The organism is Streptomyces sp. NPDC036815 (assembly GCF_055609205.1).
The window spans coordinates 377,480-391,527 of record NZ_JBVJPW010000004.1; the positions used below are offsets into that span (position 1 = coordinate 377,480).

Annotated in this window: 12 protein-coding genes; 9 read left to right on the top strand and 3 right to left on the bottom strand. The window is 72.8% G+C overall.

The window, feature by feature from the left end; all coding sequences use genetic code 11:
- Window positions 1-8 precede the first annotated feature (8 nt).
- The 7 genes from ACZ69I_RS12695 to ACZ69I_RS12725 all read left to right on the top strand — a co-directional run bounded on the left by ACZ69I_RS12695 (window position 9) and on the right by ACZ69I_RS12725 (window position 6,626).
- On the top strand, window positions 9-974 hold the full coding sequence (locus ACZ69I_RS12695) for an ABC transporter permease (RefSeq protein WP_470832060.1): 966 nt from the start codon (window positions 9-11) through the stop codon (window positions 972-974).
- Window positions 967-1,851 (top strand): ABC transporter permease, encoded by an 885-nt coding sequence (locus ACZ69I_RS12700; RefSeq protein WP_470831970.1) that lies wholly within the window; start codon window positions 967-969, stop codon window positions 1,849-1,851. The genes ACZ69I_RS12695 and ACZ69I_RS12700 overlap by 8 nt, the downstream gene beginning before the upstream one ends.
- A gap of 44 nt (window positions 1,852-1,895) precedes the next feature.
- Window positions 1,896-2,807, top strand: coding sequence for an ABC transporter ATP-binding protein (locus ACZ69I_RS12705; RefSeq protein ID WP_470832062.1), 912 nt, complete (start codon window positions 1,896-1,898; stop codon window positions 2,805-2,807).
- On the top strand, window positions 2,800-3,468 hold the full coding sequence (locus ACZ69I_RS12710) for an ABC transporter ATP-binding protein (RefSeq protein WP_470831971.1): 669 nt from the start codon (window positions 2,800-2,802) through the stop codon (window positions 3,466-3,468). Before ACZ69I_RS12705 ends, ACZ69I_RS12710 begins: the two co-directional genes overlap by 8 nt.
- 331 nt (window positions 3,469-3,799) lie before the next feature.
- Window positions 3,800-4,660 carry a phosphatidylinositol-specific phospholipase C/glycerophosphodiester phosphodiesterase family protein gene (locus tag ACZ69I_RS12715; RefSeq protein ID WP_470831973.1) on the top strand — a complete coding sequence of 287 codons (861 nt, stop codon included), beginning with the start codon at window positions 3,800-3,802 and terminating at the stop codon, window positions 4,658-4,660.
- Between the two features lie 128 nt (window positions 4,661-4,788).
- Window positions 4,789-4,983, top strand: a complete 195-nt coding sequence (locus ACZ69I_RS12720) for a hypothetical protein (RefSeq protein ID WP_361722932.1) — start codon at window positions 4,789-4,791, stop codon at window positions 4,981-4,983.
- Between the two features lie 74 nt (window positions 4,984-5,057).
- On the top strand, window positions 5,058-6,626 hold the full coding sequence (locus ACZ69I_RS12725; RefSeq protein WP_470831975.1) for a hypothetical protein: 1,569 nt from the start codon (window positions 5,058-5,060) through the stop codon (window positions 6,624-6,626).
- 5 nt (window positions 6,627-6,631) lie between these two features.
- Here ACZ69I_RS12725 and ACZ69I_RS12730 read toward each other — a convergent pair whose 3' ends face one another.
- Both ACZ69I_RS12730 and ACZ69I_RS12735 read right to left on the bottom strand, forming a co-directional pair.
- Complete coding sequence (locus ACZ69I_RS12730; RefSeq protein ID WP_470831976.1) at window positions 6,632-7,906, bottom strand: phosphodiester glycosidase family protein; 1,275 nt, start codon at window positions 7,904-7,906, stop codon at window positions 6,632-6,634.
- 46 nt (window positions 7,907-7,952) lie between these two features.
- Window positions 7,953-8,363, bottom strand: coding sequence for a DUF779 domain-containing protein (locus tag ACZ69I_RS12735; protein WP_470831977.1), 411 nt, complete (start codon window positions 8,361-8,363; stop codon window positions 7,953-7,955).
- A 130-nt stretch (window positions 8,364-8,493) separates the two neighbouring features.
- Here ACZ69I_RS12735 and ACZ69I_RS12740 point away from each other — a divergent pair, with 130 nt between their 5' ends.
- Window positions 8,494-9,168, top strand: a complete 675-nt coding sequence (locus ACZ69I_RS12740; protein ID WP_467679813.1) for a L,D-transpeptidase — start codon at window positions 8,494-8,496, stop codon at window positions 9,166-9,168.
- A 26-nt stretch (window positions 9,169-9,194) separates the two neighbouring features.
- Here ACZ69I_RS12740 and ACZ69I_RS12745 read toward each other — a convergent pair whose 3' ends face one another.
- Window positions 9,195-11,315 carry a choice-of-anchor A family protein gene (locus tag ACZ69I_RS12745; protein ID WP_470831978.1) on the bottom strand — a complete coding sequence of 707 codons (2,121 nt, stop codon included), beginning with the start codon at window positions 11,313-11,315 and terminating at the stop codon, window positions 9,195-9,197.
- Between the two features lie 973 nt (window positions 11,316-12,288).
- Between ACZ69I_RS12745 and ACZ69I_RS12750 the strand changes: the two genes are divergently transcribed.
- The gene (locus ACZ69I_RS12750) at window positions 12,289-13,767 is read left to right on the top strand and encodes an esterase (RefSeq protein ID WP_470831979.1); all 1,479 of its coding nucleotides are present in this window, start codon (window positions 12,289-12,291) and stop codon (window positions 13,765-13,767) included.
- Window positions 13,768-14,048: the final 281 nt, after the last annotated feature.

Sequence of the window (14,048 nt, forward strand, 5' to 3'; positions counted from 1 at the left end):
GGGGGCCGATGGCGCGCCTCGCGGGACGACGGCTGCTGTTCGCCGTCCCCGTGCTGCTCGTCGTCACCTTCGGCGTCTTCGCCGTCGCCGCCGCCTCGCCCTTCGACCCCGTCAAGGCGTACGCGGGCACCGCCGGGCTCACCGCCTCGCAGGAGAACCTCGACCAGCTGCGCGCCAACCTCGGCGTCGACCGGCCGCTGGCCGCCCGCTGGTGGGACTGGCTGACCTCGGCGCTCACGGGCGACCTCGGGGACTCCAGCACCCTGCGCCAGCCGGTCGCGGACGCCATCGGCGAGCGCATCGGCTGGTCCGTGCTGCTCGCCGCGACCGCGTTCCTCCTCGCGATCCTGCTCGGCACCGCGCTCGGCGTGCTCGCCGCCCGCAGGCCCGGCGGCTGGGTCGACCGCGCCGTGACCTCCCTCGCCTACACCCTCGAAGCCGCGCCGCCCTTCTGGCTCGGCCTCCTCGCCGTCTGGCTCTTCGCGCTGAAGCTCGGCGTGCTCCCCTCGGGCGGACTCACCGACACGGCCAGCTCGACCGTGACGGCCGGACAGGTCGCGAGCCACCTGGTGCTGCCCGCGGGCGTGCTCGCCGTCTCGCAGCTGCCGTGGTTCGTCCTGTACGTGCGGCAGGGAGTGGGCGACGCCCTGGGCGACGACCCCGTACGCGGGGCACGCGCGCGTGGCCTCGCCGAGCGGACCGTGCTCCTCGGGCACGCGCTGCGCTCCGGCATGCTGCCCGTGCTCACGCTCATCGGCTCCCGCGTGCCCGAACTCATCACAGGGGCACTCCTGGTGGAGACCGTCTTCAGCTGGCCCGGCATCGCCGCGGCCACCGTGCAGGCCGCGACGTCCGTGGACTTCCCGCTGCTCGCCGCGCTGACCGCGCTCGCCACGGCAGCGGTCCTGCTCGGCAACCTCGTGGCCGACCTGCTGTACGGCCTCGCCGACCCGAGGGTGGGATTCGATGGCTGAGATGCCGCAGATGGCCGACATCATCTGGCGCGACCGCGGCGGCGTGCGCCGCTCCACGCGCGCGTGGCGGGTGCGTTCCTCCGCGGCGATCGTCGCCGCGGTCGTCCTCGCCGTCCTCGTCGTGCCGCCCCTCGTCCACCTCGACGAACAGGCCGTCGACCTCGCGTCGAAGCTCCGGCCGCCGTCCCTGGCGCACCCCTTCGGCACCGACGACGTCGGCCGCGACCTGCTCCTGCGCTGCGTGTACGGGCTGCGGGTGTCGCTGTTGGTGGGCGTCGTGGCGGCGGTCGTCGCCACCGTCATCGGCACGGCCGTGGGCGCCCTCGCGGCCGCCTCCGGAGGCTGGGTGGACCGGGTCGTGATGCGCCTCGTGGACGTCTTCTCGTCCGTGCCGCACCTGCTGCTCGGCATCTTCATCGTCGCGATGTTCCGGCCCGGCGTCTGGCCCGTCGTCGTGTCCGTGGCGCTCACGCACTGGCTGTCCACCGCCCGCATCGTGCGCGCCGAGGTCCTGTCGCTGCGCTCGCGGCCCTACGTCGACGCGGCGATCTCCGGCGGCGCCTCACGGCTGCGCGTCGCCGTACGCCACCTGCTGCCCGGCGTGCTGCCCCAGGCCGGACTCGCCGCCGTCCTGATGGTGCCGCACGCCATCTGGCACGAGTCCGCGCTGTCCTTCCTCGGCCTCGGCCTCCCCACCCACCAGGCGAGCCTCGGCACGCTCGTGCAGAGCGCGCGCGGTTCGCTGCTCGCCGGTGACTGGTGGCCGACGCTCTTCCCCGGCCTGTTCATCATCGTGCCCACCCTGGCGATCGCGGGCCTCGCGGGCGCCTGGCGGGAACGGATCAACCCCCGGCGCCGATCGGAGCTCATGCTGTGACGGTCCCCGTCCTCTCGGTGAACGGTCTCTCCGTACGGTTCCGCATGCGCGGCGGCCGCCACGTCAGCGCCGTCACCGACGCCACCTTCGACCTCGCGGCGGGGGAGTGCCTCGCCCTGGTCGGCGAGAGCGGCTGCGGCAAGTCCGTGCTCGCCTCCGCACTCCTCGGCCTGCTCCCGGAGAACGCACAGACCGCCGGGAGCGCCCTGCTCGGCGAGACCGACCTCCTCACCGCCGACGAACGCACCCTGGCCCGCACCGTGCGGGGGCGGCGCGTCGGCCTCGTACCGCAGAGCCCGGCCGCCCATCTGACGCCGGTCCGCACCGTGCGCGCCCAGCTGGAGGAGACCCTGCGCGAGCTCGCCGGGGTGCGCAGGCCCCGGCTGCGGGCGGCGGCCGAAGCGGCGGCCGAGCGCGCCGCTTTCCCCGCGGGGCACCTGGACCGCTACCCCCACGAACTCTCCGGCGGCCTCGCCCAGCGCGCCGCCACCGCGCTCGCCCTCATCGGCGACGCGCCGCTGTTGCTCGCCGACGAGCCGACGACCGGCCTCGACCGCGACCTCGTGGACCGCACCGTCGACGAGCTGCGCCGGCACGTCGGCGACCGTCGCGCGCTGCTCCTCATCACCCACGACCTGGCCGCCGCCGAACGGATCGCCGACCGGGTCGCCGTGATGTACGCCAGCCGCGTCGTCGAACTCGCCGCCGCCGACGACTTCTTCGGCACGCCGGGGCCCCGGCACCCCTACGCCCGCGGCCTCCTGAACGCCCTGCCCGAACGCGCCTTCACGCCCGTCCCCGGCATGCCGCCCGAGTTGTCCGCGCTCCCCGAGGGATGCGCGTTCGCCGCCCGCTGCGACCGCGCCGACCAGGCGTGCCGCGCACTGCCCGCACGCACGGGCGGCTCGGCCTGCCACCATCCCCACGCGGACGTGCTGGAGGCGCCCCGTGCTTGAACTGCGCTCCATCACCGCCGGATACGACCGCCGCGCCCCCGTCGTCCGGGACGTCGACCTCACCGTCGCGCCCGGTGAATCCGTCGGACTGCTCGGCCCCAGCGGCTGCGGCAAGTCCACCCTGGCGCGGGTCGCCGCGCTGCTGCACCGGCCCGACGCCGGGCAGGTCGTCATCGACGGCGAGGCCGCGGCGGGCTGGCGCCACCGCGCGCCCCGCGCCCAGCGCACCTCCTTCGGCGTCGTCTTCCAGCAGCCCCGGCTCTCCGCGGACCCGCGCCTGACCCTCACCGCGCTGATCGACGAGCCGCTGCGGGCCGTGGGCCGGAGCGGGGAAGCGGCCGGCCTGGTGCCGGAGTTGGCGTCCCGCGTCGGTCTCGGCGCGGAGCTCCTCGGCCGTCGCCCGCACGAGGTCAGCGACGGCCAGCTGCAACGCGCCTGCCTGGCCCGCGCGTTGGTGCTGCGACCCCGCTGGCTGATCTGCGACGAGATGACGGCGATGCTGGACGCGTCGACGACGGCCGCCCTGGTGCACGTCGTGGAGGAGTACCGGGCCGAGCGCGGCGCCGGACTGCTCGCCGTCGGGCACGACCGCGTACTGCTGGAGCGGTGGTGCGATCGCACGGCGCACTGGGACGAGCTGGCGGGACGCCCCGGCGCGTAACGGCTCTCGGGCCCGCGGCACGACCCGTACCTCCGTGCCACCCCGGTGAATCCCGCGCACCTCGTCCTGCACGAGTCCGTCGTCCACCACCAGGAGCCCGTACCGCACCGCCGAGGTGGGCCGCTTCCCGCGCGGCGAGCCGCCCGCGCGCTGCGCCAACCCGGAGGACTTCGCGCGGCGGGCGTGAACGGCCGGCGTCGATAGCGCCAACTCCCGTACCGGCAGGGTTTCCTGACCCGGATGGAGCCTCATACTCACTGAGGTTCCGCCCGTCGGCGCAGCCGGGCGTCGGACCCGACGCCGCCCCGACCCGACCTACCGGGAGGCAGACATGGCCCTCACCACCCGTCGCAGAGCCCTCACCACCCTCGGCGCCGCCCTCGCGGGCGGCATCGCGGCGCCCGCCTACGCGCAGGCGAACGACCGCGGACACCACCCCAGGCCGCTGCTGCGCGCCCACGCCCACAACGACTACGAGCACCCCAGACCCCTGCTCGACGCGCTCGACCACCGCTTCAACAGCGTCGAGGCCGACATCTACCTCGTCGACGGACAGCTCCTCGTCGCCCACGACCCGGTGGACCTCGACCCCACCCGCACCCTCGAATCCCTCTACCTGGATCCCCTGGCCGCCCGCGTGCGCGCCCAGCACGGCTCGGTGTACCGGGGCCACCACCGCGCCCCCTTCCAGCTGCTCGTCGACATCAAGACCGAGGGCGCGTCCACGTACACCGAGCTCCACCGCCATCTGCGGCCCTACCGGCGGCTGTTCACCACGTACGCCTACGGCAAGGTCCGCCGCGGCGCGATCACCGCCGTCGTCTCCGGTGACCGCGCGGCGCGTGCCCCGATGGAGGCCCAGCGGATCAGGCACGCCTTCTACGACGGCCGCCTCCTCGACCTCGGCACCCCGGCGCCCGCCTCGCTCATCCCGCTCATCAGCGACAACTGGGCCCTCAACTTCACCTGGCAGGGCACGGGCCCGGTACCCGCCGCCGAACGCGCCAAGCTGCGCGGCATCGTCTCCCGGGCCCACGCGCGCGGACAGCGCGTGCGCTTCTGGGCGACGCCGGACCTGCCGGGCCCGCAGCGCGACGCGGTCTGGGGCGAGCTGCTCGCCGCCGGGGTCGACCACCTCAACACCGACGACCTCGCGGGCCTCGAGACATTCCTCGACGCGCACGGCGGGTGACGGGCGCCGAGCAACACTCGCGCACATAACACCCGTTCGGAGCACAGGTCAGACGCCCGGACGCTCCCTCCGCTACGCCAAACTGACGGCCGTGAGCCGCGGTGTCACGTGGCGGAGGAGGTACTCCCATGGCCATTTCCATCTCTGTCGTCATGCTGCTCCTGATCCTTGCGGTGGTCTTTCTGCGCAACGGAGCGCTGAAGGTCTCGCACGCGATCGTCTGCGGCCTGCTGGGTTTCTACCTGGCGAGCTCCAGCATGGCGCCGACCATCCGCGACGGCCTGACGGCCACCGCCGACATCGTCAGCGGCATCCAGCCATGACCGTTCCTTGCGGGTTCATGAACAACTGACGTCGTGTCATGGACACTTGAGGGGGTGCCCTCTAGCTTCGGCGCATGTCCAGCAGACTGCGCCGCCTCGCCTCCGCCAGTGTCGTGGCCCTGACCGTCTCCTTCGCGGGCCCCGCGTACGCCGACGAGATCCCCAGGGCCCCGGGTCACCGGCTCGTCGAGCAGTACGGGGGCGCGCCCGCCGAGGCCCGCCCGCTGCCCGGCACCCCGCCGCCCCAGCACCCCCACCTCGCCGCCAACGGCCGCAGCGGGATGCACGCGGACGCGGCGGGCAGCGGCACGTACCCCTGGAGCGGGCCGCTCGGCAGGCGGCCCGCCGTCGACAGCGAGAAGATGGCGGCGCTCGGCGGCGAGTGCGCCACCGTCACCTTCGACCGCGAGGGACGCATCGTCACCGTCTGCGGCACGTTCACCGGCTTCCTGGTCAAACTGCTCGACCCGAAGACACTGGACACGCTCGCCGAGTACAAGCTGCCCCAACGGCCCTCGACCATCGAGGCCATCACCCGCCTCGACTTCTCCAGGATCTTCAAGGACACGTCCGGCGGCGCCTACTCCTACCTCGACGACCAGGACCGGCTCGTCCTCGCCGACTCCCGCCAGCACATCGTGCGGCTCGCGCACGAGCGGGCGGCGGACGGGAGCCGGCGCTTCGTCGTCGACAAGGAGTGGGACCTCACGGCGCACGTCCCGCACGACTGCGTCAGCTGGACCAACCTGTACCCGAGCGGCCAGTGCGACCCGGTCACCTCCGTCATGCCGGACTGGGAGGGCCGCATCTGGTGGGTGACCCGCCAGGGCCGCATCGGCACCGTCGACCCGAAGTCCGGCGACATCCGTTCCGTCCGGCTCGACGGCGAGGAGATCCAGAACTCCTTCTCCGTCGCCGAGGACGGCGTGTCGATCGTCTCCGACCACGCCCTCTACAGCTTCCGGGCCACCGCCGACGGCACCCCGAAGGCCGTCTGGCGTCAGACGTACGACCGCGGCACCGGCACCAAGCCCGGCTCGGTGAACCAGGGCTCCGGCACCACGCCCGACCTCTTCGGCGCGCACGACGACTACGTGGCGATCACCGACAACGCCGACGACCGCATGAACGTCCTCGTCTACCGGCGCGGCGCCGGCGTGCCGGACGACGAGCGGCTCGTCTGCAAGGTGCCCGTCTTCGGCCCGGGCGCCTCCACCACCGACAACTCGCTCATCACCTGGGGCGACAGCCTCGTCGTCGAGAACAACTACGGCTACGAGAACATCACGTCGCTCACCTTCGGGCGCAGCGTCGTCGGCGGCGTCAGCCGCATCGACGTGCGCGAGGACGGCAGCGGCTGCGACACGGCCTGGGAGAGCGGTGTCCGCTCCCCCTCCACCGTGCCCAAACTCTCCACCGCCAACGGCCTGTTGTACTTCTACACGAAGGAGCCCAACAGCCTCGGCATCGACGCCTGGTACCTCACCGCGGTCGACTTCCGCACCGGCGACACCCGCTGGAAGCAGCTCGCCGGCACGGGCATCGCGTACGACAACAACTGGGCCCCGGTGACGCTGGGGCCCGACGGCACCGCCTACGTGGGCGCCTTCAACGGTCTCGTCGCGGTGCGCGACACGCGGTGACCGCGTCAGTCCCGGGAGAACACGCCGATGCCGTTCGGCACCGGGCGCTCCGCCCCGCCGCTGGGGTTGTTGCGGACCGTCACGGCATCGGCGCCCGGCGCCCGCGCGACCAGCGTGGAGGTGGCGGAGACCAGCGTGGAGGAACCGCCGCCGTCCAGGCTGAAGCCCTCCTGCGCCCCCAAATCCCTGAGGGTGTCGGCCACTTCGGCCACCGTGAGACCCGTACGGAACTGCGGGGAACCGTCGAGCGAGAGCAGCAGCAGCCGACGGCCGTCGTCGGAGATGCCCGCCGCGGTCCGCACGGCCGACGTGGTCGCGTCGAGACCGGGCAGCGGTACGCCGTCCCGCAGGACAGGACAGCCGCCGAGGGCGAAGCGGAACGGCACCTGCGAGTCGGTGCCCACCAGACGGTGTGTGACCCGCACCCGGTCGCCCGTCGACAGCTTCCGCAGCTCCTGCGCGCCCGCCTCGCGGCCGACCAGGACCGTGCTGCCCCGCTCGATGGGACCGCTGCCCGGCGTGTCGGCCGACGCCACGACCCGCCCGTCACGGACCGTCACCTCATGGGTGTCCGCGCTGCAGGGCGCCCCGCGGTTCGTGTCCGTTCCGCAGGTCGCGCGCACGCGTGACACCTCGCCCCAGTCGCTGGTGAAGGCGCCGACGGAGCCCACCGGCAGCGCGTACTGGTTGAGGCCGCCCAGCGGAAGCCGGGTGTCGCGGGTGCGGATCTGCCCGTTCAGGGAGAGGTTGTCGAGGCGGGCCCTGCGGTCGTACCCCACGCCGAGGACGGCCTCCGTGGTCACGCCCGGCGGCATCGCGGGTCCGAAGCGCTGCCCGTTCGGCACGGCACCCTTCAGCGCGTGGCCGTTCGTGACCGAGGGGCCGACGGGCGCGCCGGTCGCCGGCACGCCCGGGTGCTGGGTCTCGGTGATGTTGAAGAAGTCGCCGTTGATGCCGCCGACGGCGCCGACCCCGTCGGCAAGGGCGGAGACGGGCGCCCGCGCGGCGACCTTGCCCGGATACAGCAGGCCGACGCCGACCCGCGGGTCGCGCAGATCCACGTCGAGGACATGGGCGCGGGCCGTGCCGTGCGAGGCGGGAATGTCGAAGTAGCGGTACTCCACGCCCGGCGCGATGCTGCTGCCCGCCTGCTCCGCACCTCCGACAGCGCCGCCGGCCGGTGCCGCTCCCACAAGAGCGGCACCGGCCAGCGTGCCGAGCGTCGTGATGAGGGTGCAGGCCGTTCTGAACCGTCCACCGCGTTGCTCCTGGCGTGTCACAGAACCCCCTGAAGTCGACCGATCAGCAAAGCAACTCTCCCAGCAGTCAACGGAGTTCACCAGGTCCCGGTGTCCCCGTGCCGACCAGCCGGGAACGGATGAGGAAACGCACGCCTTCCGGCGCCTCCAGCGAGAAGCCGCTGCCGCGGCCCGGCACGACGTCCACTATCAGCCGCGTGTGGCTCCACACCGCGAACTGGCTCTTCGACATCCAGAATGCGACGGGCTCGGCCACGCCCTCGACCGTCAGCGACGCGAGGCGTACGTCGGAGTCGCCGGTGCGGAACTCGCCGTCCGGGAAGCACATGGGGGCACTGCCGTCGCAGCAGCCGCCCGACTGATGGAACATCAGCGGTCCGTGCACCTCCCGCAGCCGCCGCACGAGCCGGGCGGCGGCGGGGGTGAGCTCCACACGGGGAACGTCGCCCGCGGTGTCCTTCGTCTCATGACGGTCCATGGGACCACTCTTTTCCTCGGCAGGTTGCAACAGCGTTGCGGGTGAGGGGGCGGCGCCCCGGATGGACCAATCGTGCGATGGTCGGGTCGTGTCGCCGGGGGAGCGGCCGCGCAGCGGCGAAGCTGGTGCGATGCGCTGGCTCCTCTCCTCGATCGCCGCCCTGTCCCTGGCCGTTCCGGTGGCCCAGGTGCCGGGCGCCGCCGTCGCCGCCGCTCCGGCGTGCCGCGCGGGCACCGCCCCCTATCAGCGGGAACTGGAGCGCGAGCTCCGGCTGCCGGTCGACGGACGCCAGTCCACCGCCGACTGCGTGGCCATCCGCCGACTCCAGCAGCGGCTCGGCATCCGCCCGGCGGACGGCAGGGCGACTCTGCGGACCTACCGCCTGGTCGTCGCCGACCGGATCCGGCGGGACCCCGCGGCCCGGCGGGCCTGCCCCGTCCGGCCCTACCGGGTCACCTGTGTGGACCTGAACCGGCAGGTCCTGTGGGCGCAGAGCGGCAAGAGGCTGGTGTTCGACCCGGTGCCGATCCGCAGCGGCCGGGACGGCCTGGAGACCCGCCGCGGCTGGCAGCGGATCTACTGGAAGAGCCGCGACCACTACTCGACGATCTATCACGTCGCCATGCCGTACGCGCAGTTCTTCAACGGCGGCCAGGCCCTGCACGGCACCCGCTCGGACCTGTTCTCGTCCGGCTCGGCGGGCTGCGTCAACATGGCCATGGGCGACGCCGCGCGCCTCTACGACCTGCTGATGAAGGGCGACCGGCTCTACCTCTGGGGAACGAAGCCGGGTACGGGCAGCTGACGCCACCCGTACCCGGACCGGGGGAGTCACTTCCCCTTCTTGCCTCCGCCGCGCTGGTTGTGCAGCGTCACCGTCACACCCTTGTCGGCGTTGCCCGCGGTGACCCTGTACGGGCCGTTGACCGTCTTCTTCGGCAGGACGTAGCCGTCGGGAACGGCGGTCTCCTTGAGGTAGTACGAGCCGAGCTCCAGGCCCTGGAAGTCGCACCGCCCCCTGCCGTCCGTCGCGCAGCCCCTGTCGACGAGGGTGTCCCGGCGGGCACCGGTCGTCTGCAGGCCGGGCCGGTCGTTGGTCTCCTGCCACAGCTGGAAGACGGCACCGCCCAGCGGCTTGCCCGTCTTCCCGTCCTTCTTGACGACCTTGATGGCACCGAGGTCACCGGGTTCGTCGCGCTTGCTGTTCAGCGCCTCCACGGAGACTCCGCGACCGGTGGCGGCGGCGTCGTCGAGTTCGAGAGGACCGAAGACCGCCGGGTCCGGCAGCTCGTAGCCGTCCGGAGCCTTCGTCTCGACCCAGTAGTACGTCCCGGTCGCGACGGTCCTGCGGCACGTACCGCTCGCGCTCGTCGTGCAGGGGTCACCCGTCGGGGTGTCCGGATCGGCGCCGCCCCGCTGCAGACCGGCCCTGCCGTTGCTCTCGCGCCAGAGCTGGAAGACGGCGCCCGCGAGGGCGGCTCCGGTGTCCCGGTCCTTCTTGACGACGGTGACGTCGCCCTTGACGACGCTCGGCTCCTTCTTGGTGTTGGTCGCCGTGACGGTCACACCGTCCTCGGCGTTCGCCTCGGTCAGCTCCAGCGGTCCGAAGACGTTCGGCGTGGGCCGCTCGTAACCCTTCGGCGCCTTCGTCTCGCGCCAGTAGTACGTGCCGGTCGGCACGGTCTGCACGCACTCGCCCTGCGCCTCGGTGGTGCAGGGGCTGCCGACCTTCGTGTCGGGGTCGGCGCCGCCGGTCTGCAGGCCGTCGTCGCCGTTGGTCTCCTCCCACAGCTCGAACTCGGCGCCCACGAGCGGCTTGCCGCTCTCCTCGTCGGTCTTGACGATCTTGACCTGGCCGGTGGCCGGTTCGGTGTCGCAGTCGGGCAGGTCGCCGAGGAAGGGGTAGTTGTGGATCTCCTGGCCGCCACCGCCCGACGCCGCGCTGGTGTGGGTGAGCGAGCCGGTGGTGAAGAAGCGGCCGTTCATGCCCGGCACGCTGATCGTGGTCTTCGACTGCTGGTTGCCCACCAGGACGCTGCCCTGGAACTGGCCCGTGCCCTTGAACTCCACCGACGTGGCGTCGGGGAAGTTCCACAGCAGGCGGCTGCGCAGCTTGTTGAACTGGCTGCTGTCGTCGAGGGTGCCGCTGTAGGTGTTGATGGTGCGCGGCGAGCCGAGGACGTTGACCAGGATCGTGGCGCCGTCCGGGATGCCCTCGAAGCGGATGCCCTCCTGGCCGCCGCTGCGGCCCATCAGGTCGAAGTCCACGTTGAAGACCTGCAGCATGGAGCTGTTGTCACCCCGGAACAGGGTCTCGCCGCCCGCGTGCGTGGCCGTTCCGGTGGGCGTGCGGGTGCCGCCGTCGGGGTGCGCGTAGCACTGGCTCGCGGCCGTCAGCTCGTCCCGCAGGGGGATGTAGGGCTTGGCGGCGTCGGGATCCTTGCGCAGCGTGCCGACGACCCTGCCGGTGGCGTCACCGGCGTGGCGCACCACACCGCCCTCGGCGAGCAGCCGTTCGCCGTCGGCGACCGAGACGTCCCCGCCCGTGGTGAGCCAGTCCGAGCCCACGGGCGGCGCCACCCGGGAGCCGACACCGGCCTCGCCGACGTTGTAGATGCTGCTCGCGCCCGCCTCCTTGTCCTGGTCGAAGTCGCCGAGGACCACGACGCGGCCCTCGGCCTCCGCGGCCCGCCGGCGGACGAGGAAGTCCCCGCCGACGTAGACGTTGATGCCGTTGTCGCGGTACTTGATCGCGCCGTTGCCGATGGGCGGGTAGTCGCCGTCCGGGCACGTGCCCGGCACGCACGGGCCCAGCCCGCCGGGCAGGGGCTTCGCGGCGGCCGCCGCGGGTCTTGCCGGGGCGGACCCCGGTCCTGAGGAGGAATGCGCCGTGGCGGGCCCGGCCGTGAAACCGCTTCCCGCCACGACGCCGACGACACAGAGATACCTCATTCCGGACTGGATGAGGGAGGGAAAGGTAACGCGCACATCAACTCCTCGCTTGGGCAGAGACGTGGAGGAGGCTCGCACGATCGGCGTCCCGGGCCATTCAACCGATCCGTGCTTTCCGTGAAGAGCACTGCAAAGGACGAGTGCCGGACCGTCGGGGACGGATTCCGGACGCCGCTCGGCCGACGCGGCAGCCGGGGAATGCGCTGTTCCGGCGCGTACGGCGAATTCCTGTTCAAGTCGTCGCCCGGTACGTAATTCCAGGTTCCGTAAAGGTCTGGAAAGGCCTGGCGGTTCCGCAATTCTCACCGCGCACAATTCCGCCGCGCGGCGCCGGGGCCGCCGCGGACGGCGAAACCGAGACGGCGCACGACAGGCGCCGCCGTGTAGTACCACGTGCCGTCATGCAGATGAAGTACGGCAAATACAGCGCCCGCATCAAGGTCACCGAGCATGTCCCGGCTGCGAATCGGCCTGGCCGCACCGCGGCGGCGGCTGCGGGATGGACCACCCCGAGGGCGAACGGACCGGCTCGCCGAGCGCCTTCCGCCACCCGTGCGGCGGAGGCGAACAGGGCGCGTACCCCGGCGCCGACGACTGGACCGGGGGGTACCCGGTCTCCACCGAGTGGACCCCCGGCCACGTGCGGTTCTTCGTCGACGGGCGGGATACGGGACACGACGCGAAGGGCGTGCAGGACCGCCCGCCGTCTGGATCCCGCAGAACGAGAGCGCCCTGGAGGGGCCGGGGGCCGCGCCCGGCAGCAGCGCGCGTCTGGAGATCACCTGGGTGGCGGCGTACGCGCACGGCTGGAAACGACGCCCGGGGGCGGCGAGTCGGGCTTCGGAGAGCGGTTTCTGAACTCCGTACAACCCTTGGGGCGCATCCCCTGTCGAACAGGACGCCGGACAAGGAACGGGCCCTTTCCGGACACCCCCCGCGCCTGCCCGGCCACCTTCCTTCACAGGAGCCGCTCGTGCGCAAGAACCGTTCGGCCGCCCTCGCCGCGGCCTCGTTCCTTCTGCTGACCGGGGCCGGTATCGCCGCCGCCCCCTCCGCCTTCGCCGGCACCCCTGGGGGCACCCACGCCGACGACCGCAACAGTGACTTCAACGGCGACGGTTACGAGGACGTGCTGGTCGGCGCCCCCGGTGCCACGGTGAGCGGCGCCAAGGGCGCGGGACTCGTCACCGTCCAGTACGGGTCCACCAGAGGCATCGGCACGACCGATGTCGCCCGGTTCAGCCAGTCGACGGGCGGCGTATCCGGCGCCGCCGAGGCGGGTGACGGCTTCGGCAAGGCCGTCGCCACCGGCGACCTCGACGGCGACGGCTACGACGACGCGGTCATCGGCATCCCCGGCGAGGACCTCGCCGACCAGGCGGACGCAGGCGGCGTCGCCGTCCTCTGGGGATCGAGGACGGGCCTCACCGGGTCCGCCAGCAGCTGGCTGCAGAGCCAGCAGGCGGCCGCGGGCCAGCAGTTCGGCCTCGGCATCGCCGCGGCGCACTTCACCGCGGACACTCCCGGCGACCTCCTGGCCGTCCTCGACCGGGACAACATGGAGCTCTTCGTGTACGACCCCGCCCCGCAGGCCCGCGGGGAGGCGCCGCTGCGCCGCCAGGCCACCCAGCGCCTCGCCAGGTCGGCCGACGCAGGCACGATCGTGTCCAAGTCGCTGACCACCGGCGACTACGACAACAACGGCTACGCCGACCTCGTCGCCTCCGGTGTCACCACGGGGGACGAGCCCGGCCACGGCTGGTCCGTGCAGTTCGCGGGCGGCGCCGACGGCCTCACGTACAAGAACGACCTGCGCGGCGGCCCCGTCGCGGCCTCCGGCGACATCAACCACGACGGTTACGACGACCTGGTGACCGGCGAGCCCGCCTCCCCGGACGACGGCGGCGAGACGATGACCGGCGGTCTGGTCGGCGTGCGTTACGGCACCGCGAACGGCCTCGTGGACGAGGCCAAGTGGTGGACCCAGGACTCCGCGGGCGTGCCCGGCACCGCCGAGCGCGGTGACGGCTGGGGCGCGGACCTGTCCGTCGCGGACACGAACGGCGACGGCTACGCGGACGTCGCGATCGGCGCGCCGGGCGAGGACATCGGCACCATCGCCGACGCGGGCGCCGTATGGGTCCTGAACGGTTCGGAGAACGGGATGACGGCGACCGGCGCCAAGTCCTGGGACCAGGGCGACGCGGACATCCCGGGAGAGCCCGAGAAGGGCGACAAGTGGGGCGGACAGGTGCGGCTCACCGACCCGAACAGGGACGGCCGCTTCGGCCTCCTCGCGGCGGCGCCCGGCGAGAACACCGGGGACGGCGTGGTGTGGGTCCTGTCCGCGGGCTCGGGCGGGGTGACCGGCGCGGGGTCCTGGACGTACGGGGCGGGTTCGCTCGGCGCGCCCGCCGCGGACTCGGCGTTCGGCGCGGCGATCGACGAGTGACGGCAGGGGCCGGGCCGGTTGCGGCCGGTCCTGGACGACCCTGAACCTCCCTGAGGGCAACAGCCTCCGGGCGCGACTGTGAGCGGGCGGCTCTGTTTCATCGCCGCCGCTGCTCACGACTGCGTCCGGAGGCTGTTCAGGTAGGACGGAGCGCGGCGAAGCGGTCGGCGGCCTCGCCGCGCCGTCCGGTTCCTGGTCCGGACCAACTACCGTTCAGTAGCCCGGAGTTGAGCTGCGGGATCTTTGCCGAATCCTCATATGGCGGGCGTGTGAACTGGGGG

What these genes read in the sequence shown, in the direction of transcription:
- ACZ69I_RS12695 (WP_470832060.1), top strand. Translation starts at nt 9, where the DNA reads ATGGCGCGCCTCGCGGGACGACGGCTGCTGTTCGCCGTCCCCGTGCTG.
- ACZ69I_RS12700 (WP_470831970.1), top strand. Translation starts at nt 967, where the DNA reads ATGGCTGAGATGCCGCAGATGGCCGACATCATCTGGCGCGACCGCGGC.
- ACZ69I_RS12705 (WP_470832062.1), top strand. Translation starts at nt 1,896, where the DNA reads ATGCGCGGCGGCCGCCACGTCAGCGCCGTCACCGACGCCACCTTCGAC.
- ACZ69I_RS12715 (WP_470831973.1), top strand. Translation starts at nt 3,800, where the DNA reads ATGGCCCTCACCACCCGTCGCAGAGCCCTCACCACCCTCGGCGCCGCC.
- ACZ69I_RS12720 (WP_361722932.1), top strand. Translation starts at nt 4,789, where the DNA reads ATGGCCATTTCCATCTCTGTCGTCATGCTGCTCCTGATCCTTGCGGTG.
- ACZ69I_RS12725 (WP_470831975.1), top strand. Translation starts at nt 5,058, where the DNA reads ATGTCCAGCAGACTGCGCCGCCTCGCCTCCGCCAGTGTCGTGGCCCTG.
- ACZ69I_RS12735 (WP_470831977.1), bottom strand. Translation starts at nt 8,363, where the DNA reads ATGGACCGTCATGAGACGAAGGACACCGCGGGCGACGTTCCCCGTGTG.
- ACZ69I_RS12740 (WP_467679813.1), top strand. Translation starts at nt 8,494, where the DNA reads ATGCGCTGGCTCCTCTCCTCGATCGCCGCCCTGTCCCTGGCCGTTCCG.
- ACZ69I_RS12745 (WP_470831978.1), bottom strand. Translation starts at nt 11,315, where the DNA reads ATGAGGTATCTCTGTGTCGTCGGCGTCGTGGCGGGAAGCGGTTTCACG.